Annotated in this window: 17 protein-coding genes and 2 tRNA genes; 4 read left to right on the plus strand and 15 right to left on the minus strand. The window is 69.7% G+C overall.

The features are described from left to right. Positions 1 to 50 precede the first annotated feature (50 nt). On the minus strand, positions 51 to 2,975 hold the full coding sequence (gene leuS / locus HNQ79_RS02705; protein WP_185026361.1) for a leucine--tRNA ligase: 2,925 nt from the start codon (positions 2,973 to 2,975) through the stop codon (positions 51 to 53). Between the two features lie 609 nt (positions 2,976 to 3,584). Between leuS and HNQ79_RS02710 the strand changes: the two genes are divergently transcribed. Then, complete coding sequence (locus tag HNQ79_RS02710; RefSeq protein WP_185026363.1) at positions 3,585 to 4,295, plus strand: ferric reductase-like transmembrane domain-containing protein; 711 nt, start codon at positions 3,585 to 3,587, stop codon at positions 4,293 to 4,295. Next, complete coding sequence (locus HNQ79_RS02715) at positions 4,292 to 5,887, plus strand: NADH-quinone oxidoreductase subunit NuoF family protein (protein WP_185026365.1); 1,596 nt, start codon at positions 4,292 to 4,294, stop codon at positions 5,885 to 5,887. The genes HNQ79_RS02710 and HNQ79_RS02715 overlap by 4 nt, the downstream gene beginning before the upstream one ends. Before the next feature lie 99 nt (positions 5,888 to 5,986). Here the strand turns inward: HNQ79_RS02715 and HNQ79_RS02720 are convergent. Next, positions 5,987 to 6,059 (minus strand) — tRNA-Ala (locus HNQ79_RS02720). Positions 6,060 to 6,217: 158 nt separating this feature from the next. On the opposite strand from HNQ79_RS02720, the gene HNQ79_RS02725 reads away from it, so the two are divergent. Next, complete coding sequence (locus HNQ79_RS02725; protein ID WP_373312411.1) at positions 6,218 to 7,450, plus strand: glycosyltransferase 87 family protein; 1,233 nt, start codon at positions 6,218 to 6,220, stop codon at positions 7,448 to 7,450. On the opposite strand, the gene HNQ79_RS02730 is transcribed toward HNQ79_RS02725, so the two are convergent. From HNQ79_RS02730 to HNQ79_RS02760, 7 genes are all read right to left on the minus strand, one after another. Next, a complete protein-coding gene (locus HNQ79_RS02730) occupies positions 7,429 to 7,662 on the minus strand; it encodes a hypothetical protein (protein WP_185026367.1) in 234 nt (77 codons plus the stop codon). The two genes, HNQ79_RS02725 and HNQ79_RS02730, sit on opposite strands and share 22 nt — an antisense overlap. 108 nt (positions 7,663 to 7,770) lie before the next feature. Next, a tRNA-Ala gene (locus HNQ79_RS02735) sits at positions 7,771 to 7,843 on the minus strand. 148 nt (positions 7,844 to 7,991) lie between these two features. Further along, positions 7,992 to 8,636, minus strand: coding sequence for a histidine phosphatase family protein (locus HNQ79_RS02740; protein ID WP_229923137.1), 645 nt, complete (start codon positions 8,634 to 8,636; stop codon positions 7,992 to 7,994). 38 nt (positions 8,637 to 8,674) lie between these two features. Continuing rightward, positions 8,675 to 9,118, minus strand: coding sequence for a ribosome silencing factor (rsfS, locus tag HNQ79_RS02745; RefSeq protein ID WP_185026369.1), 444 nt, complete (start codon positions 9,116 to 9,118; stop codon positions 8,675 to 8,677). 109 nt (positions 9,119 to 9,227) lie between these two features. Beyond that, a complete protein-coding gene (locus HNQ79_RS02750; RefSeq protein ID WP_185026371.1) occupies positions 9,228 to 10,934 on the minus strand; it encodes an LCP family protein in 1,707 nt (568 codons plus the stop codon). 47 nt (positions 10,935 to 10,981) lie between these two features. Then, the gene (gene nadD, locus HNQ79_RS02755; protein ID WP_185026373.1) at positions 10,982 to 11,641 is read right to left on the minus strand and encodes a nicotinate-nucleotide adenylyltransferase; all 660 of its coding nucleotides are present in this window, start codon (positions 11,639 to 11,641) and stop codon (positions 10,982 to 10,984) included. Positions 11,642 to 11,690: 49 nt separating this feature from the next. Continuing rightward, positions 11,691 to 11,858 (minus strand): hypothetical protein, encoded by a 168-nt coding sequence (locus tag HNQ79_RS02760; RefSeq protein WP_185026375.1) that lies wholly within the window; start codon positions 11,856 to 11,858, stop codon positions 11,691 to 11,693. A gap of 220 nt (positions 11,859 to 12,078) precedes the next feature. On the opposite strand from HNQ79_RS02760, the gene HNQ79_RS02765 reads away from it, so the two are divergent. After that, complete coding sequence (locus HNQ79_RS02765) at positions 12,079 to 13,197, plus strand: M48 family metallopeptidase (protein WP_229923136.1); 1,119 nt, start codon at positions 12,079 to 12,081, stop codon at positions 13,195 to 13,197. Positions 13,198 to 13,402: 205 nt separating this feature from the next. Here HNQ79_RS02765 and HNQ79_RS02770 read toward each other — a convergent pair whose 3' ends face one another. The 6 genes from HNQ79_RS02770 to galE form a co-directional block, all read right to left on the minus strand. Beyond that, positions 13,403 to 14,575: an SCO2583 family membrane protein gene (locus tag HNQ79_RS02770; RefSeq protein ID WP_185026377.1), complete on the minus strand. Its 1,173-nt coding sequence runs from the start codon at positions 14,573 to 14,575 to the stop codon at positions 13,403 to 13,405. A gap of 150 nt (positions 14,576 to 14,725) precedes the next feature. Continuing rightward, positions 14,726 to 15,331 carry an SCO2584 family spore wall biosynthesis protein gene (locus tag HNQ79_RS02775; RefSeq protein WP_185026379.1) on the minus strand — a complete coding sequence of 202 codons (606 nt, stop codon included), beginning with the start codon at positions 15,329 to 15,331 and terminating at the stop codon, positions 14,726 to 14,728. 81 nt (positions 15,332 to 15,412) lie between these two features. Then, positions 15,413 to 16,720 (minus strand): glutamate-5-semialdehyde dehydrogenase, encoded by a 1,308-nt coding sequence (locus HNQ79_RS02780; protein ID WP_185026381.1) that lies wholly within the window; start codon positions 16,718 to 16,720, stop codon positions 15,413 to 15,415. Positions 16,721 to 16,949: 229 nt separating this feature from the next. After that, positions 16,950 to 17,486: a DUF8830 family protein gene (locus HNQ79_RS02785; protein ID WP_185026384.1), complete on the minus strand. Its 537-nt coding sequence runs from the start codon at positions 17,484 to 17,486 to the stop codon at positions 16,950 to 16,952. Positions 17,487 to 17,657: 171 nt separating this feature from the next. Continuing rightward, on the minus strand, positions 17,658 to 18,815 hold the full coding sequence (gene proB, locus HNQ79_RS02790) for a glutamate 5-kinase (RefSeq protein WP_185026386.1): 1,158 nt from the start codon (positions 18,813 to 18,815) through the stop codon (positions 17,658 to 17,660). Positions 18,816 to 19,042: 227 nt separating this feature from the next. Beyond that, positions 19,043 to 20,017, minus strand: a complete 975-nt coding sequence (gene galE, locus HNQ79_RS02795) for a UDP-glucose 4-epimerase GalE (protein ID WP_185026388.1) — start codon at positions 20,015 to 20,017, stop codon at positions 19,043 to 19,045. Positions 20,018 to 20,145 lie beyond the last annotated feature (128 nt).

A 20,145-nucleotide genomic window follows, 5' to 3' on the forward strand; every position in this document is an offset into this window, starting at 1 on the left:
GGAAAGCCCTCAGCCAGTGCGCAAAGCCGCCCTGATCATGTGTTTCAGGACTATGCCGGAACGATGTTGACCAGCTTCGGCGCCCGCACGATCACCTTGCGGATGCCCGCACCGTTCAGAGCGGCGACGACCGCGGGGTCCTCAAGCGCCAGCTTCTCCAACTCCTCGTCGCTGATCGACGGGGAGATCTCCAGACGCGCCTTCACCTTGCCCTTGACCTGGACAACACAGGTCACGGTCTCGTCGACGACGTACGCCGGGTCCGCTACCGGGAAGTCCTGGTGCACGACCGACTCGGTGTGCCCCAGCTTGCGCCACAGTTCCTCAGCGATGTGCGGAGCCAACGGGGCGATCAGCAGCACCAGCGCCTCGGCGACGGAACGCGCGACGGGGCCGCCCGCCTTCGTCAGGTGGTTGTTCAACTCCGTGATCTTGGCGATGGCGGTATTGAAGCGCATTCCGGCCATGTCCTGGCTCACACCGTCGATCGCCTTGTGCAGGGCGCGCAGCGTGTCCTCGTCCGGCTCGCCGTCGATGACGGTGACTTCGCCCGTCGTCTCGTCGACGACGTTGCGCCACAGCCGCTGCAGCAGCCGGTACTGGCCGACGACGGCGCGGGTGTCCCACGGCCGGGACACATCCAGCGGACCCATCGCCATTTCGTACAGCCGCAGGGTGTCCGCACCGTACTCGGCGGAGATCTCGTCCGGAGTGACCGCGTTCTTCAGGGACTTGCCCATCTTGCCCAGGACCCGGCTGACCTTCTCGCCCTGGTAATACAAGCCGCCGTCGCGCTCCTCCACCTCGGCCGCGGGGACGGCGATGCCGCGCGAGTCCCGGTAGACGAACGCCTGGATCATGCCCTGGTTGTACAGCTTGTGGAAAGGCTCGGACGAGGAGACGTACCCCAGGTCGAACAGCACTTTCGACCAGAAACGCGCGTACAGCAGGTGCAGTACCGCGTGCTCCGCACCTCCGACGTACAGGTCGACGCCACCGTGCGGCATGCCCTCGCGCGGACCCATCCAGTACTGCTCGACCGCCGGGTCGACCAGCTTGTCGTTGTTGTGCGGGTCCAGGTAGCGCAGCTCGTACCAGCAGGAACCGGCCCAGTTGGGCATGGTGTTGGTCTCGCGGCGGTACTTCTTGGGTCCGTCGCCCAGATCCAGGGTGACGTTCACCCAGTCCTGGTTGCGCGACAGCGGCGTCTCGGGCTGCGCGTTCGCGTCCTCGGGGTCGAAGGTGCGCGGCGAGTAGTCCTCGACCTCGGGCAGTTCCAGCGGCAGCATCGACTCGGGCAGCGCGTGGGCGATGCCGTCCTCGTCGTACACGATCGGGAAGGGCTCGCCCCAGTAGCGCTGCCTGCTGAACAGCCAGTCGCGCAGCCGGTAGTTGACCGTACCCTCGCCCACACCGTTCGCGGACAGCCACTCGGTCATGCGGATCTTCGCGTCGTCCACGCTCAGACCGTCCAGCGAGACGTCCTCGCCCGCCGAGTTGACGATCTTTCCGTCGTACGAGGAAAACGCATCGTCCCAGGCGGCCGGGTCCTGCCCGCGGCCATCCGTCGGCTCGACGACGCAACGCATCGGCAGCTCGAAGGCGCGCGCGAAGGCGAAGTCACGGGTGTCGTGTGCGGGCACAGCCATGATTGCGCCGGTTCCGTAACCCATCAGCACGTAGTCGGCGATGAAAACAGGGACCTCGTCCCCACTTACGGGGTTCGTCGCGAATGCCCCGGTGAAGACGCCCGTCTTCTCCTTGGCGTCCGCCTGCCGTTCGACATCGGACTTGGCGGCGGCCTGCTTGCGGTACGCGGCAACGGCTTCGGCAGGCGTGGCGTACCCGCCCGTCCACACGTCATGGGTGCCCTCGGGCCAAGCGGCCGGGACGATGTCCGCGATCAGGTCGTGCTCCGGCGCCAGCACCATGTAGGTTGCGCCGAACAGGGTGTCCTGACGCGTCGTGAAAACAGTGATCTTGTTGCCACTGTTGTTCGTGTCGTCGTTGTTCTTGTCGCCCCGTTCCGCACTCTGCGCGCCGACGGAGAAGTCGATGCGCGCACCCTCGCTGCGGCCGATCCAGTTGCGCTGCTGCAGCTTGATCGCCTCGGGCCAGTCCAGGCCCTCCAGGTCGTCGATCAGTCGGTCCGAGTAGGCGGTGATGCGCATGTTCCACTGGCGCAGCTTCGCCTTGAAGACGGGGAAGTTTCCACGTTCGGAACGACCGTCGGATGTCACTTCCTCATTGGCCAGGACAGTGCCCAGTCCCGGCGCCCAGTTCACGGGCGCATCGGAGGCATACGCCAGCCGGTACTCGCTCAGTACGTCGGCCCGTTCGGCGGCGTCCAGGACGCCCCAGGTGCGGCCGTCCGGCAGCGCCCGCTCACCGCTCTCGAACTGAGCGACGAGGTCCGCGATGGGGCGTGCCTTCTGCGCCTCGGTGTCGTACCAGGAGTTGAAGATCTGGACGAAAATCCACTGCGTCCACTTGTAGTACTCGGCGTCGATCGTTGCGAACGATCGGCGCTTGTCGTGGCCCAGGCCCAGCCGGCGCAGCTGGGACTTCATGTTCTCCATGGCGGCCTCGGTGGACACCCGGGGATGCGTGCCGGTCTGTACCGCGTGCTGCTCCGCGGGCAGGCCGAACGCGTCGAAGCCAAGGGTGTGCAGGACGTTGTGGCCCGTCATGCGCTGATGGCGGGCGTAGACGTCAGTGGCGATGTAGCCCAGCGGATGGCCGACGTGCAAACCCGCACCGGAGGGGTAAGGGAACATATCCATGATGAACTTCTTGGGCCTCGCGACCAGCTCCGCGTGGCCCGACAGGTCGCCGTCGCCCGGGTTCGGCGCCCGGTAGGTGCCCTCGGCGTCCCAGAAGTCCTGCCAGCGTGCCTCGATGTCGGCGGCCATGGCTGCCGTATAGCGGTGCGCGGCTGCCGTCTCGGCAGCGGCAGCGGCATTCGTCTCGCTCATGATTTTCGAAGCTCCATCGATTTCGTCTTCTGCCTACGGATCTCTGCCTGCGGAAATGAAAAATCCCCTCGCACAGGAGGGGACGCCGCGCCGATGCCGACCAGGTTCTTCACCGGTCGGGACTGATCAGCGCGGCTCACTAAGCAGAAGGCGTACGGCACGCATGGCGTCAGGGTACCGCAGGGGCCACAGGCACCGCAGCGACCGTTCCTCCGACGGACGGGAGGACTCAGCTCCCCCTTGCGTCCCCGCCCCGCTCAGAGCCCAGGAGTCGGCCCGCGCAGAGCCCGGAAGGCGGATCCACCCGGGCTGTGCAGAGCAGTCCGTACCGGGCTCAACCGCGGCATGCCACGCAAACCGCGAAACCGCCCGCGGTCCCGCACCGCCCCGTCTAGCCTCCTGTCGCGGGACCACATTCCCGACCCCCCGGAGTGCTCTCCCATGAACCCCGACCCCACGATCCCTTCACCTCGGGCCCCTCAGTCACATCGCCCGCGCGCTTCCCCCCACCGCCGCCCGCACCACAGAGCGCCCGTTTCCGTCGCCCCCCGACAGCGCTCGCCCCGGCGCCCCATACCCCGGGGCCTGTGGACGGCACCGTTACCCCTGTTGCCACTGATCGCTCTTCTGGGCGGCGACAGCCTGCGTACGGTCCTCGACTTCACCACCGGTGTACTCACTCTCGTCACGCTTACCGCAGCCGTCGTCTGGGGCCTCCTCGCCACCGACCGGCTGCTGCTGCGGCCCCGGCACCGGCTGATCGCTCAGGCCGTGCACCGGGTCACCGCGGCTGCCTCGCTCGGATTCCTCGTGCTGCACCTCACCGTCAAGGTGGCACTCGGCCATGTCTCGTTGCTCGCGGCACTGTTGCCGTTCGCAGGCGGTCTCTCGGGTACCGGTGTGCTCGTCGGGTTCGGATCGCTGGCCGGGCTGCTGATGGTGGTGTCGGCCACGACGGGTGCCCTGCGGAGCGCGTTCGCGACCCCGGGACGTGTTCCCGGCCGTTGGCGCGCGCTCCACATGCTGGCCTACCCCGCGTGGTGTTCGGCGCTGCTGCACGGGCTGTTCGCCGGCCGCCCGGCCCCCGCGTGGGTGGTCGCGATGTACGCCCTGTGCCTGGCCGGGGTGACTGCCGCGCTTTCTCTGCGTCTGCTGCCCTCCCGCCTCAAGGGGCGCATCGTCGAGAGCGCGCTGCGCCCGCCGCCCACGCCCGTGCCGCGAGGACGGCCTTCGCTCACGTCCAGGTCGCGCGGTGCCGCACCCGCGCCCCGGCACGCACAAGCGCCCCCGCACGTCCTCCCTACAGGAGACCGCCGTTGAACGTCCCCACCGCCCCCGGCCCCCGCAATTCCCCCCTCCCCGACGTCCCCTCCGTGGTCACCGTCGGCCTGCCCCACCTCACCAAAGGTTTCGACCTCGCCGCGCGACTGGACCTCGGCACCCATCTCCACGTGCACGGCCCCCTCGCTCCGGTGACCGGCGAGCAGCTGGCCTCGCTCGCCGCGGACATTTCCCTCCTCGGCCGCGGAGGTGCGGGCTTCCCTTTCGCCCGGAAGTTACGGGCCGTGGCCGATGCTGCGGCCCGCCGCGGTACCCGTCCCGTGGTCGTCGTCAACGCCGGTGAAGGCGAGCCAGCCTGCCGCAAGGACACCGTGCTGGTGAACCGTGCTCCGCATTTGGTCCTGGACGGCGCACTGCTCGCCGCCGAGGCGCTCGGTGCACGCTCCCTAATCGTCGCCGTGACCCGTGACTCCACGGAAGCGTCAGTACGGGACGCCTTCGCCGAGCGCGGTCTCACCGACCGCCGCATCCGAAACCGGGGTATCCGTGCCCGGATCGTCCGCACCCCCGAGCGCATGGTCTCCGGCGAGGCGTCCGCCGTGATCCGCGCGGCGAACGGTGGGCCGGCCCTGCCACCGGGCCGCCGCGAGCGCGCCGCCGAGTCCGGCGTGGACGGCGCGCCGACGCTGCTCTCCAACGCCGAGACGTATGCCCAACTCGCCGTCGGCGCCCGCCTGGGCCCCCCGCGCTACGCGCGCACGGGCGTCGCAGACGAGCCCGGGACCGTTCTGCTCACCGTCTCAGGCGCAGTGGCCCTCCCTCTGGTCGTCGAAGCTCCCTCCGGCGTCCCGCTCGGCTACGTACTTCGGCTGGCGGGCGCCCCACCGCTCCTGCAAGGCGTCCTGACGGGCGGCTACCACGGCAGTTGGATCGACGCCTACGCCGCCCACGACGCGGCGGTGTCCCGCGCTTCCCTGGCCTTCTTCGGGGGAGCGCTGGGGGCGGGCGCGCTCCTTCCGGTCGGCACGGACACCTGCCCCCTGGGCGAGTCCCTGCGTGTCGCACACTGGCTGGCCGCTGAAACCGCTGGGCAGTGCGGGCCCTGCAAGCTGGGTCTGCCCGCGGCCGCGGGCGGCCTTTCGGACGTGCTGGGCGGGGGCGGCCAGGCGGCGTTGGAGTCCCTGCGCGAAATCGCGCAGGGCGCATACGGCCGGGGCGCCTGCAAGCACCCCGACGGCTCGGTCCGCTTTCTGTTGTCCGCCCTGAACGCCTTCACGGACGATCTGGCTGCCCACGTCCTGGGCGGCGGCTGCGGGCGCCCCACGACCGGCGTGTTGCCTCTTCCCGGCGCCTCTCCTCGTGAGTCCGGCGTACCCAATGAAGAAAAGCTGGCAGTCGACTGGACCCTGTGCCAAGGCCACGGTCTGTGCGCCGACGTCGTTCCCGAGTTGATCCGGCTCGGCCACGACGGCTTCCCCACCCTTGCCGACGTCTCCGTCCCTGCGCATCTCGTGCCGCGCGCCCAGCGCGCCGTCCGCCGTTGCCCGGCCCTCGCTCTGCGCATCGAACAGACCTCGGCCCGGCACACCACCGCGCCCGCCGTCCGCGCTCTCGACCGCCGACGGGGCTGAGAGCGCCCGTACGCCGCCACAGCGAAGCGACAAGGGTGGAACGTACGCACACAAAGAAGCGGACCGCCCGATCGGGTGGTCCGCTTCCTTCATCTTCTGTGGAGCTAAGGAGAATTGAACTCCTGACCTCCTGCATGCCATGCAGGCGCTCTACCAACTGAGCTATAGCCCCGTGCTGTGCACTTTGTGTCGTTTTCCGTGGTGTCCCCCGGCGACATCGCCAACTTTAGACGGTGGATCGCCGCTTCACCAAATCCCTTTTTCACTCCCGTGACCGAGGGAGTGGACAGCCTCATCCCCTCGCCCTTTGTGACGATAGCGTCACCTTTTGTGACCTCTATTGTCGAACGCCTCAGCGCCGATCGTGGCGTCCGGGCGTCCCGCTCCCTGTTCGCGGCCGGTGCGGTCTGCCTGCTGTCCTTCACCGCGTTCTGTTGCGCTCAGCGGCTGGCACACGTCTCGATGGTCGACCTGGCCGTCTACCGCGCCGAGGGTGCTGCGGTCCTCGCCGGCAGCGATCTGTACGACCTGCGGGTCACCGCAGCGAATCTTCCCATGACGTATCCGCCCTTCGCCGCCTTGTTGTTCATTCCGCTGGCCGTGCTGGACGAGGGTCTCCTGCGCGCCCTCGTCACGGCCGGCAATCTCGCTCTCCTGGTCGCCCTGGTGCATCTCTCTCTCAGGCTCGTCGGCCGCGACAGCACTGCCGTCTCCCTATGGGTGGCCTCCGTCGTGGTCTGGTGCGAGCCGGTATGGACGACGCTGAGATACGGGCAGATCAACCTGGTCCTCGTCGTCACCGTGCTGTGGGACCTGACCCGCCACGACCGGCACCGCTGGGCGGGCGTGGGCATCGGCCTGGCGGCGGCGGTAAAACTCACCCCGGGCCTCTTCGTGGCCTTCCTGCTGCTGACGGGGCTGATCCGGGTCCACCGCGCCGGTACGTGGCACGACAACGTTTGGCTGCGGCGGGCAGCGGTCTCCTGCGCGGCGTTCCTCGCCGCCACTGGCGCCTCGGCGATGGCTCTTCCCGCCGACTCCTGGAGGTTCTGGACCCGCATGGTGTTCGAGTCCGGCCGGGTCGGCAACGTCGAGGACACCGCGAACCAGTCCCTCAACGGGGTCCTGGCCCGCCTCCTGCACACCGGCGAACCGGGCGCATGGTGGGCCATCACCGCCGCTTTCGCCGCAGTCGTCGGGCTGTACGCGGCGGCGGACGCCGCGCTGCGCGGCGAACGAGCCCGTGCCGTGCTGACCTGTGCGACCACCGCTCTTCTGATCAGTCCGATCTCCTGGTCGCACCACTGGGTGTGGTGCGTGCCTCTGCTGGTGCTTCTCGCGGCGGAGACTGCGGGGAGCAAGGGGAGCGGGCGGACCGGGACGTGGGTGGCGGGTTCGGTCTTCTTCTCGTACGCGCTGTGGGCGGTGCCGCACGGAAAGCAGGGACGGCCGGAACTGCATCAGAGCTTCGGGGAGTTCGCCCTGTCGGCGCTCTATCCGGCAGTCGGACTGGCCTTCGTCCTGGTGAACGTGTTCCGGACTCAGGCTCTCGCGAAGGAGTAGAACCTCTTGAGGGTGCAGTGCTCGTCGAGCAGCCGGCCGTAGATCGGCTCGCCCTCCAGCTCACGGTAGGTCTCGATCGGGTCGCCTTTTATGATCAGTGCCCGCGCGCACTCCTCGCACCAGTACTGGTACTCGGAGTTGACCGGTTCCATGTCGCGGACGATCGGCGTACCGCTGCCACACCAGTCACATTTGCGCCTGTGCGCGCCCATCGTCCCCTCCCCTGCTGAGGCCGCCCCTTCCGGCGGTCGATTCTGTCACGGTTACGCAAGAAGGACAGCAAAAGATCCCGCCCCCTGCTGGGGACGGGATCTTGATTGTGGAGCTAAGGAGAATTGAACTCCTGACCTCCTGCATGCCATGCAGGCGCTCTACCAACTGAGCTATAGCCCCGCGTGTTCTCGGTGCTGTGCGGGGTGTTTCCCGCTCTGCGCTGCGAACAAGAAGAACTCTAGCCTGCGACTTGCCGGAAAGTGAAATCCGGGGTGGCCACCGTCCGGGAGGCTGCCGTAAGGCGGCTCCGGGACGGCCCGGGAGGGGTTCAGTCGTCGTCGCCGAGCACGGGTTCCGGGAGCGTCCCGGCGTTGTGCTCCATGAGTCGCCAGCCGCGGGCGCCCTCGCCGAGGACGGACCAGCAGCAGTTGGTCAGGCCGCCGAGGCCTTCCCAGTGGTGGGACTCCAAACCGAGCAGGCGGCCGATGGTGGTGCGGATGGTGCCGCCGTGGCTGACGACGACGAGCGTGCCGTTGTCAGCGAGTTTGTCGGCGTGCGCCAGAACCACCGGGGCCGCCCGGTCGGCGACTTCGGTCTCCAGTTCGCCGCCGCCCCGGCGAATCGGTTCGCCACGCTTCCACGCCGCGTACTGCTCGCCGTACCGCTCGATGATTTCCGTGTGGGTGAGGCCCTGCCAGGCACCCGCGTACGTCTCGCGCAGACCGGTGTCGTGCGTGACGTCGAGGCCCGTGAGCGCGGCCAGTTCGGCTGCCGTGTCCGCGGCCCTCTTGAGGTCGGAGGCGATGATCGCGTCGGGTTTGAGCGAGGCGAGCAGCCGGGCGGCCCGGCGGGCCTGGGCCACGCCGGTCTCGGTCAGCCCGATGTCCGTGGTGCCCTGGAAGCGGCGCTCCAGGTTCCAGGAGGTCTGCCCGTGGCGCCACAGGACGATGCGCCGTCCACGGTTTTCGTTCACCGCGTCATCGTTCCCGGTACTGATCGCCGGCGTGCCGTTCAGAACAGGTCTCCTTCTCCGTCCAGCTCACCCGCGGGGTTCAGCTTGGCGTGCTCCTCGGCCTTGCCGCGGGTCCGCACCGCGTCCTCGGGCAGCGCGATCTCGGGGCAGTCCTTCCACAGGCGTTCCAGCGCGTAGTAGACGCGCTCCTCGCTGTGCTGGACGTGGACGACGATGTCGACGTAGTCGAGGAGGATCCAGCGGGCCTCGCGGTCGCCCTCGCGGCGTACCGGCTTGGCGCCGAGTTCCTTGTTGAGCTTCTCCTCGATCTCGTCGACGATCGACTTGACCTGTCGGTCGTTGGGCGCGGAGGCGACCAGGAAGGCGTCCGTGATGGACAGCACATCGCTGACGTCGTACGCGATGATGTCGTGCGCGAGCCGGTCGGCGGCGGCCTGGGCGGCGGCGTTGATGAGCTCGATGGAACGGTCAGTGGCGGTCACAAGCAGGCTTTCGTCGGCGGTCAGGTGATTACCACAAGGGTCTCACGTGACGCCGCCGTGCCCCGCCGGAGTTTCCGGCGGGGCACGTGGGCGGGTGCGCGGGCGACGGTTACTGCGGGGACGGGACCTTGTAGTCGCTGCCGAGGACGACCGAGACCTCGACGTTCTGTGCGCCCTGCCCTTTGGTGACGGCGGACGCCGGCAGGCCCAGGGTCTTGGCGACCTCTTCGGCCTTCGGCTTGTGCGCGTCGTCCGCGTAGCTGACGCCGGAGGCGGCGGCGGTGGACGCGTTCCCGGTGTCGGTGAACGCGTAGCCGCTGTTGACCAGGGCGATCCGCGCGTTCTCGGTCGCGCTCGGCTTGCCGGTGGCGTTGCGCACCCCCACCCGTACGGCAGCGCCCTGCTCGGGGGCGGTGGCGGTGCCGCCCAGGACGGTCTTGACGACGGTGTCGGATTCGCTGACGCGGCCGTCGGGTCGTACCGGCAGCAGGACCGTCTGGTACGCGCCCTTCCTGGCGTGCTCGGCGAGCTTCGCCAGGGAGACGGCGAGAGATTTCTCCGGCAGGGACGGGTCGAGGATCTGGGCGAGGCTCTGCACGGTGACGGTCGCGGCCTGCGGGTCGTCCGAGATCTTCTTCAGTACGGCATGCATGACCGCACCGAAGCGGGCGAGCTGTTTCGTCTCGGGCTCGCCGGGCGCGCGGTAGGTGGCGTACGCGACGGCCATCCGGCCCGTGAGGGTCTGCTGGGTTCCCTTGCTCACGAGGGGTGTCGCCCCCTTTTTGGCATCCGGCACGACGGTGTCGGTATCGACGTCGATGGTGCTGACGAGGTCGACGAGTACTTCCAGGTAGGGCGTGTCGAGGCGCCAGGTACCGCCGATGGGGGTGCCGAGCGCTGTACCGAGAGACTCGCGGGTGCCTGCCGAACCGTCGTCCTCGACGGATTTGGCGAGGGTGGTGGTGACGCCGTTGTCGCCGGCGAGGGAGAGCGAGTTCGGCAACAGGACGGTGGTTCCCTGTCCGGTGCTGACGTTGTCGACGAGCAGCACCGTCGACGTCATGCCGGGCTTCTCGGTGTTGTGCAGGTGCAGCGCGATCACGTCGCGCTTCTGTGCGCCGGCCGCGCTGGGCTTGTCGTTCTTCCCGGAGGAGAGGCCGGGCAGCTTGTCTGCGTACCAGAGGTAGCCCACTCCGCCCACGACGACGAGCGCGAGAGCGACAGCGAGGGCCACGACGCGGAAGCGGCCCCGTCGTTTGGCTTCCTCCCTGCGTTCGGTGCGGCTTTCGGTGAACTTCAGCCAGTCGATGACGTCTTCGGACTTGTCGTCCGGCTCCTCCACGAAGGCGAACTGTTCGGTGGCGTACTGGGGAGCTTCCGTGCGGCGCTGTCCGGGCACTTCGGCGCGGGACGCTGCGTCAGGAATTTCCTCGGAGACCGCGGGTGCCGAGCGGGGCGGGCGGCGGGCCTGCTGCGGCTCCGGAAGGGGAGACTGCTGGGGGGCCCACGGCTGTTGCTGTCCGCCGGTGTCGTAGCCGTACGTCTCGTGAGATGGCGTGGCCTGCTGCGGTGATGCCTGCTGCGCGTACGGGTCGAAGGGTGCAGGCTGCTGCGGCTGCTGGGCGTACGGGTCGTAGCCGTACCCCTCGGGCTGCGGGGACTGCGGGGGGAGGTGGCCGTACGGGTCGTGCTGCTCTGGTGGTGCGGTCTGTTGGTACACCGGTTGTCCGTACGCGTCGTAGCCGATGATCTCCGGCTGCGGCTGCGTGTAGGGATCGAGTGCGTACGGGTCGTACGGGTTGTGGCGATCGTTCACCGGTGCCCCCTTTCCGTCCTGCTCCTGCTGCTCCGTGCCGCGTGCCGTCAGTCCCGGTACAGCTCGCGCTTGTCGATATAGCGGACGACGCCGTCGGGCACCAGGTACCAGACGGGGTCGCCGCCGCGTACTCGCGCGCGGCAGTCCGTTGAGGAGATCGCGAGCGCGGGCACTTCCACGAGGGAGACGCCGCCCTCGGGCAGCCCGTCGGACGACAGGTCGTGTCCGGGCCGGGTGACCCCGATGAAGTGGGCGAGGGCGAAGAGTTCCTCGGCGTCGCGCCAGGTGAGGATCTGCGAAAGCGCGTCGGCACCGGTGATGAAGAACAGGTCCGCGTCGGCGTTGAGCGCGCGCAGGTCCCGCAGGGTGTCGATGGTGTACGTCGGCCCACCGCGATCGATGTCGATGCGGCTGACCGAGAACTGCGGGTTGGACGCGGTCGCGATGACCGTCATCAGGTAGCGGTCCTCGGCGGGTGTGACCAGCTTGTGGCTCTTCTGCCACGGCTCTCCGGTCGGTACGAACACCACCTCGTCGAGGTGGAAGAGTGCGGCCACCTCGCTGGCGGCCACCAGGTGGCCGTGGTGGATCGGGTCGAACGTGCCGCCCATGACGCCGATCCGTCGCTTGCCCGTACCGTCCGCGCTGTGCACGCGGCTCACTCTGTCCCTACCGGCCGGGCCGGTGGGCATTTCCTGCTCTCCCATGCGTGCAGACCCTACTGGCCCGGGTGCCCGGCCCGGACCCCCGGTCCGTTCAGCGGTCCCGGTTGAAGCGGGTGGTGATCCAGAGCAGCAGCATGAGCGCGATGAAGGCGCCACCGCCGGTGACCAGGGGGCTGATGGAGGCGTGCTCGTCGACGTGCGTGGAGCCCTCACCGGAGGCGAGGGTCACGAGCTGTGCTGCGGTGCTGTGGAAACTCATCTTCGCGGACCTATCGGGAGACGGAGGGGAGACTTCGGCAACATCGTATGCGGCGTGGCCGGGCACGCTCACGCCGACTCAGTCGTTGAGGCGATATCGGGCCCCGGGCAACCGGTCCGGGGCGGGTCGGCGTCAGCAAGGGGGAAGCCCTGGGAGGGCCCCTTAGGCTGAGGGCCGTCCGGGGGACGGGACATGTCTCGTACGAGAGCAGAGGTCAGTCATGACAGACGGCAATCACGAGCAGGGACAGGGCAGCGAGCAGGGGGGCGGCGGTTTCACGGGCGGTGACCGGGAGAGGCTTCCCGGTCGGCAGCGCAGGCGGTTTCCCGGTATTTCCTCCCGGGCGTACGAGCACCCGGCGGACCGGTCGGCCTTGGTGGCGCTGCGCAAGCTGAGCGGTTTTGACACGGTCTTCAAGGCTCTGAGCGGTCTGCTGCCGGAGCGGAGTCTGCGACTGCTGTTCCTGTCCGACTCGGTGCGGGTGAGCGACGAGCAGTTCTCGCACCTGAACTCGATGCTGCGGGACGCCTGTTACATCCTGGACCTGGAGAAGGTTCCGGCGATGTACGTCACGCAGGACCCGAAGCCCAACGCGATGTGCATCGGTCTCGACGAGCCGATCATCGTGGTGACGACGGGTTTGGTGGAGCTCCTCGACGAGGAGGAGATGCGGGCGGTCGTCGGGCACGAGGTGGGACACGCTTTGTCCGGACATTCGGTCTACCGGACGGTCCTCCTGTTCCTGACGAGTCTGGCACTGAAGGTCGCGTGGATTCCGCTGGGCAACATCGCGATCATGGCGATCATCACGGGGCTGCGGGAGTGGTTCCGCAAGTCGGAGCTTTCTGCGGACCGGGCCGGGCTGCTGGTGGGTCAGGACCTTCAGGCGTCGATGCGCGGGCTGATGAAGATCGCCGGCGGCAATCACCTGCACGAGATGAACGTGGACGCGTTCCTCAAGCAGGCAGAGGAGTACGAGGCGGGCGGCGATCTGCGCGACTCGGTACTGAAGATCATGAACGTGCTGCCGCGTTCGCACCCGTTCACCACGGTACGGGCGGCGGAGCTGAAGAAATGGGCCGAGAGCCGTGACTACCAGCGGGTCATGGACGGTCACTACCCGCGGCGGGACGAGGACAAGGACACCTCCGTGACGGATTCGTTCAAGGAGTCCGCCTCCCACTACGCGGACACGGTCCGCACCAGCAAGGACCCGCTGATGAAGCTGGTCGGGGACATCGCGGGCGGCGCCGGGGACCTGGGCGGGAAACTCCGCGGGAAGTTCGGCGGAGGCAATGGGTCCGGCTCGACCGGTACCGGTTCCGGCCCGGCGGCGTGACGCCGGAAGGTCGTGAGGCGGGCACGGGCGGGGGCCGGCCCGCCTCCGCCCTGTCCTCCTGTCCGTAACTGCGCTCCTCCGCGCTCGTGCCCGCGAGGGAATGCGGCGGCCCCGGGTGCCACGCGCCGCGCAGGGGCCGTCGCCCCGTCCGCACCTGCTCCTCACTCCCCCGAGGCGGCTCGCCGCCCGAGGGGGCCGCTCGTGGTCATCGCCGGGGCGGGGTGGGCAGCGTGTGCGGGGCCAGGGTGCCGCAGACGGCGTCGGAGGCGGTGTACGGGTCGGTGCCTGGCCGGGCTGTCGAAGGGGAAGGGGCCGTCGAAGGGGCCGGAGTCTTCGCCGCGGGAACGCCCGGCGACGCTGCACCCCGGCCTGCGAGCAACGGTTGCCAGAACTGTGGCGCGCCCGTTCCCGCCGCGCACGCGTGGGGTCCTGCCACGGTGTACGAGGCGACCACTTCCGTCCTGTGCCGGCGCAGGTCCTCCGCGTCGTAACGGAAGCGCAGTTCGCGCCGTACGGTGAACAGCGACGCGCCGTCGGCCCGTTCGCGGCCGGGGCCCGTCGCGGGGCGCAGCGGGTAGACGAAGGTGTGGTCGGCGATCACGTCGAGGACGTCGGGTGCGATCTCGGTGGCGCGCAGGGTGCCGCTGACCCGGGCCGTGCCGGCCAGGGCAACGTCGGCCGGGTCGAAGCGGACCAGCCAGCCGGCTCCTGCGGGTGCCCTTTCGCCGCGTGCCGACCGCGGGTCCGCGAAGCTCGCGTCGAACTCTTCGAGTTGGTCGGGGTCCAGCAGGATGCGCACCGGGCGGAGTGCCTTGCCCGTCAGTACGCCGGGATCGACGGAGGACTGGACGAGGTAGTCCTTGGCTGTGGTGAGGGCCGCCAGCACCTGGCTCTCCGAGAAATGCGCCGTGCCGCGGGCGACGGGGAGCTGGATGCCCTCGGCTCCGGTGCGGAACTGTGCGGCGGGGCTGTGCCGGAGAAGCTGTGCGGGCGTTCCACCGGGCACCTCTCCTGTGGGGGCCAGGGGTATCAGCGTTGCGCGCAGCGGTTCGGGACGCCGGTCGGAGGCGGCCGGCACGGGAGTGCGTACCCCCAGCCAGATCGCGGTGCCGAAGGCCAGCACCACGAGCAGCACCAGCAGGAGCACGTGTGCGCGGCCGTTTCCGGCGACCGCGGGGACGGCTGGGACGACAGGCGCGGGGGGCAGCGGACGGACGGCCGGGGCGTGGTCCGCCACGCGTTCCGACGCGGAGGATTCCTGGAGCCGGGCAGCCCGGACAAACGATTCGTCGAAGACGACGGACGGGTAGTCGTCGTCACCACTGTTGGGGAGGCCCTCGGGCGGGATGCCCTCGGGCGGGTCCGATCGACCTGCCATCGCTTCTCCCTGAGCACTGGGCCCTGCGGTGGGGAGAGAGTCTCCCTTTCAGAGTAGGTCGCGGGAGGCGAAGGTAAACGTTCTGGTACGGCAGAACTTCAGCACAAATCCCGCCAGTTGCAGTGGTGTTGGGGGTTTGAGATGAGGCACTCAGGGGGTGGGCGGCCGGGCGGAGGACGCCGGCGCGGTGTGCTGCGCCGATGCGGAGGGGCCACTGCCGCCGGCATCGCTCTGCACGTCCAGTCCCGCGCCGGAGGCCGGTGTGTCGACCCCGGTGGCCGCGGGTGACGGCACCTGGCCGTCCCTGTTGCCGGAGGCGCCCCGGTAGACGGCGGCGAACGCGAACACCACCATGCCGATGCCCATCAGCAGGGCGAGCAGCCAGGCGACGGGGCGGTGCCAGCGTGCGGAGTTGCGGTAGGGGCGCAGGGCGCCGCCGTGCCGGCCGTACGGGGCGGGGAAGGCGCCGTCGTACCCGTCGTCGAAGCCGTGACCGTGCGGCGGGCGGAAGGGGTGCGTGCCGCGCGGGGCGTGGTCGGGCGGGTGCTTGCCCGGCCAGGGGCGGGCGGCCTCCGCGTCGGCGCGCGCCCGGGCGGCCGCCAGCAGCCGCTCCACCGCGCTGGGTTCGTGGATGGTGGCGGCTTTGACGAAGGCCTCGTCGAAAACCACGGAGGCGAAGTCCTCGTCCGCGCCCCCGCGGTCGTCGTCGGGCTCCCAGCCATCCGGGAACGGCTTGCCCTCCACGTCGTCCGGCACCCGTTCAGCGTAGACGCAGGAGGTCGTTTTGGGCAGAGAACGCACGGAGTGCATCCTCGTCCGGGGGTGCGCCGGGACCGTTCAGCGGGTATGGCCGTCTCCCGTCACGATATATTTCGTCGAGGTCAGCTCGGGCAGTCCCATCGGGCCGCGCGCGTGCAGTTTCTGCGTGGAGATGCCAATTTCGGCGCCGAAGCCGAACTGTCCGCCGTCGGTGAAGCGGGTGGAGGCATTGACCGTGACGGTTGTGGAGTCGACGAGCTGAGTGAAGCGGCGGGCGGCTGCCTGTGAGGTGGTGACGATGGCTTCGGTGTGTCCGGAGGACCAGCGGCGGATGTGGGCGACGGCGTCGTCGAGGGAGTCCACGACGGCTGCGGCGATGTCGTACGACAGGTACTCGGTTTCCCAGTCCGCCTCGACGGCCGGCAGGACAGTGGCCTTCGAGCTGCCCGCGAATGTCAGGACATGTGCGTCCGCGTGGACGGTCACGCCTGCCTCCGCGAGTGCCTCCAGGGCGCGCGGCAGGAAAGCATCCGCGATGTCCTTGTGTACGAGGAGGGTCTCGGCGGCGTTGCAGACGCTGACGCGGTGTGCCTTGGAGTTGATCAGGATGTCGACGGCCATGTCGAGGTCGGCCCGGCTGTCGACGTAGACGTGGCAGTTTCCGGTGCCGGTCTCGATGACGGGGACGGTGGACTCTTCGACGACGGTACGGATCAGGGAGGCGCCGCCACGCGGGATGAGGACGTCGACCAGACCGCGGGCACGCATCAGCTCGCGCACCGCGTCACGGGATTCGCCGGGGACGAGCTGGACGGCGTCGGCGGGCAGCCCCGCCTGTTCGACCGCGTCGCGCACTACTCGCACCAGGGCCGTGTTGGAGGCGTACGCGGAGGAGGAGCCGCGCAGCAGTACGGCGTTGCCGGACTTGAGGCACAGGGCGGCTGCGTCGACGGTGACGTTGGGCCGTGCTTCGTAGATGATGCCGACGACGCCGAGCGGGACGCGGACCTGGCGCAGGTCGATGCCGTTGGGCAGGGTCGAGCCGCGCACCACCTCGCCGACCGGGTCGGGCAGCGCGGCCACGTCGCGCACGTCGGAGGCGATGGCGCGTACCCGTTCGGGGGTGAGGGTGAGCCGGTCGACGACGGACTCGGCGGTGCCCGCCTCGCGGGCGCGTGCGACGTCCTCGGCGTTGGCGTCGACGATCTCTTCCGTGCGGGCGAGGAGCGCGTCGGCGACGGCGAGCAGCGCCGCGTCCTTCGTGGCGCGCGGCAGCGGCGCGAGGGCGGCTGCGGCCTCACGCGCCCGGGAGGCGGCGGCGAGGACCGGGGAGGGGCCGTCGGCGGTGTCGGCCGTGGCGTCGGCGGGAGCGGTGTGCGAGGTCATGTCCGCAGCGTAATCCTGCGCGCGGGAGCGTTCGTCCGCTGTCCCGGACTCCGAGACGACGCCTCGTGCTGCGGCACCGCGCCGCCCGCCCCTTCCGACGGTATCGGCGGCCGGGGCGGTCCGGGGCGCTGCGCTGCGGGTCGGCGTCCGGCGCCGCGGGCCCGGGACGCTCGGTCCCGGCGGTCCGGGGGCCACGCGGTGTCCGGGGCCGCGCGGTGTCCGGGGCCGCTCAGTACGGGTGTACGCCGACAGGGGCCGCCGGGGGCGGGCCGTATCCCTCGGCCACCCGCTGGTGGTAGGTGTCGCGGTCGATGACTTCGAGGCCGACGATCTCCCAGGGGGGAAGTCGGGCCGTCGACCGGTGTTCGCCCCAGAGGCGCAGGGCGACCGCTGCCGCGTCGTGCAGGTCGCGGGCTTCTTCCCAGTAGCGGATTTCCGCGTGGTCGGCCGCGTAGCGGCTGGTCAGCAGGAAGGGGTGGTCGTGGGCGAGCTGTTCGAGACCCCGCCTGACCTCTGTGAGGGGCGTCTCGGTGCCGGAGACGCTCAGTGTGATGTACCAGAGGCGGGACTCCTCGGTGTTCTGCCGTTGCCGTCCGGTGCGGGGTTCGCGGTCGGCGTGCGCTTCGCGGCTTGCCGCGTCGTCGGCGCTCGGGCTGTCCTGGCCGCTGCTGTGGCTGCCGTCGTCGAAGTCCGCTCCGGCCCCGACGCTCGTCAGGGCTCGCTCAGCTGTCCCTCGGGGCGGCGCCCCCGGACGCGCTCGTCTCACCGGCGGCCTCCTGATGCGTTTGTGTGCTGTATCCCCGCAACAAAGTTGACCAGTCCTGGGGCCGATGCGGGGGGTTTTCCCGAAGGTCTCCACCGGGAGGCTGGACTTTCAGCCGTTTCGTGGACGCCTTGGGCGTATTCGGGGACTCTTCGTCCGTTTCGCCGCTGGGTCTCAGGTGCGCAACAGCACCAGGTCGTCGCGGTGCACGACTTCACGCTCGTACGCGGGTCCGAGTTCCTTGGCGAGGTCACGGGTGGACCGGCCGAGAAGTTGAGGGAGTTCCTTCGCGTCGAAGTTGACGAGTCCGCGGGCGACCGCCCGGCCGGTGCTGTCGCGCAGTTCGACGGGGTCGCCCGCACCGAACTCGCCTTCGACGGCGGCGATTCCGGCGGGCAGCAGCGAGGTGCGCCGCTCGACGACGGCCCGTACGGCGCCGTCGTCCAGGGTGAGGGCGCCCTGCGGGGTGGAGGCGTGCGCGAGCCACAGCAGGCGGTCGGCGCTGCGTCGGCCGGTGCGGTGGAAGTACGTGCCGGTGTCGCGGCCGGCGAGTGCGTCGGCGGCGTACGTGGCGGAGGTCAGGACGACGGGAATGCCCGCGGCGGCGGCGATTCGGGCTGCCTCGACCTTGGTGACCATGCCGCCGGTGCCTACTCCGGCTTTTCCGGCGCTGCCGAACTGGACGTGGGCGATGTCCTCCGGGGCGGTGACCTCGGTGATGCGGGAGGTGCCGGGCTTGGCCGGATCTCCGTCGTACAGGCCGTCGACGTCCGAAAGGAGGACCAGCAGGTCGGCGCGCACGAGGTGGGCGACGAGCGCGGCGAGCCGGTCGTTGTCGCCGAAGCGGATCTCGTCGGTGGCGACGGTGTCGTTCTCGTTGACGATCGGCAGGGCGCCCATGGCCAGCAGCTGGTCGAGGGTGCGGTAGGCGTTGCGGTAGTGGGCACGGCGGCTGGTGTCGGTGCCGGTGAGCAGGACCTGGCCGACGCGCACTCCGTAGCGGGCGAAGGAGGCGGTGTAGCGGGCGACGAGGAGGCCTTGTCCGACGCTGGCGGCGGCTTGCTGCCGGGCGAGGTCCTTGGGCCGCTTGAGGAGGCCGAGGGGGGCGAGGCCTGCGGCGATGGCACCGGAGGAGACGAGGACAACTTCGCGGGTGCCGCCGGCCCTGACTTTGGCGAGTACGTCGACGAGGGCGTCGACCCGGTCGGCGTCGAGCCCCCCGGCGGCCGTGGTCAGTGAGGAGGAGCCGACCTTGACGACGACCCTGCGGGCGTCCGTGACGGCCTTCCTCGCGCTGTGTGCCGCCGTCCGGTCGCCGCTTGCCCCTGACACGTCCGTACATCCCCTCGGGTCGCCCTGTTGCTGCCTGCCCGCAATGTACGTGAGGGCAGGGGCGCCCCGCTGCGCAGTTCCGGTGGCCGGACGGGGGGACGGCCGATACCGGTCACGGGGCCGAGAAGGTCGCGGCGCGGAGGTCGCAGCCGGGGAGGACGCGAACGCCGGGGCGGCGGGCCCCAGGAGGTTCCGGGGCCCGCCGTCGACATGTGCGCTTTTGGCAGTCAGCCCTGTGGGTGGCGGTGGCGCCAGCCTGCCCACGCCGACTCGACCATCTCGCGGACGCCATGGCGGGCTTCCCAGTCCAGTTCGGTGCGGATGCGTTCGGCGGAGGCCACGACCCGGGCGGGGTCGCCGGCCCGGCGCGGGGCGATCTCGGCCTTGATGTCCTCGTGGCCGGAGACCTCGCGGATGACGTCGATCATCTCGGCGACGGAGACGCCTTCCCCCTTGCCGATGTTGAGGACGAGGCGGGCGTCGGGATCGGCGGCGAGCTTGCGGGCCGCGGCGACGTGTGCGGAGGCGATGTCGGCGACATGGATGTAGTCGCGGACGCAGGTGCCGTCTGCCGTCGGGTAGTCGTCGCCGAAGATCAGCGGCGACCGGCCGGCCTCCAGCCGTTCGAAGACCATCGGCACGAGATTGAAGATTCCGGGGTCGCCCAGTTCGGGGGAGGCGGCGCCGGCCACGTTGAAGTAGCGCATGCAGGCGGTGGCCATGCCGTGTGCGCGGCCGACCGCTTCGACCATCCATTCGCCGGCCAGCTTGGTCTCGCCGTACGGGCTCAGTGGCTGGCAGGGGGTGTCCTCGGTGACCAGTTCCACGTCGGGCATTCCGTAGACGGCCGCCGAGGAGGAGAAGAGGAATCGCTTGACTCCGGCGGCGGCCGACGCTTCGAGAACGGTCTGCAGGCCGCCCACGTTCTCGTGGTAGTAGAACAGCGGTCGGGCCACGGATTCGCCGACCTGCTTCTTCGCGGCGATGTGCACCACGCCGGTGACGGCGTGCCGCTCCAGGACGGCGTCGAGCACTGCGCGGTCGAGTACGGATCCTCGTTCCAGGGCGACGCCCGCGGGAATCCGCGTTTCGTCTCCGGTGCTCAGGTCGTCGAGCACCACGACGCTTTCACCGCCGTCGGCGAGAGCCTTTACCACGTGTGAGCCGATGTATCCCGCACCGCCCGTTACCAGCCAAGTCATGGAGGCACTATACAGAGCGGCAATGACCGCCGATCGGTGCGTCTGCGGGCGGGGACGGGAGGGCTTCGTCCGTAGGCTAGCCTGACCGGGACTGCCGAAATCCCGAAGATCCTTCAGGGTTGTCCCCC

This window comes from Streptomyces candidus (genome assembly GCF_014207445.1).
GTDB lineage: Bacteria > Actinomycetota > Actinomycetes > Streptomycetales > Streptomycetaceae > Streptomyces > Streptomyces candidus.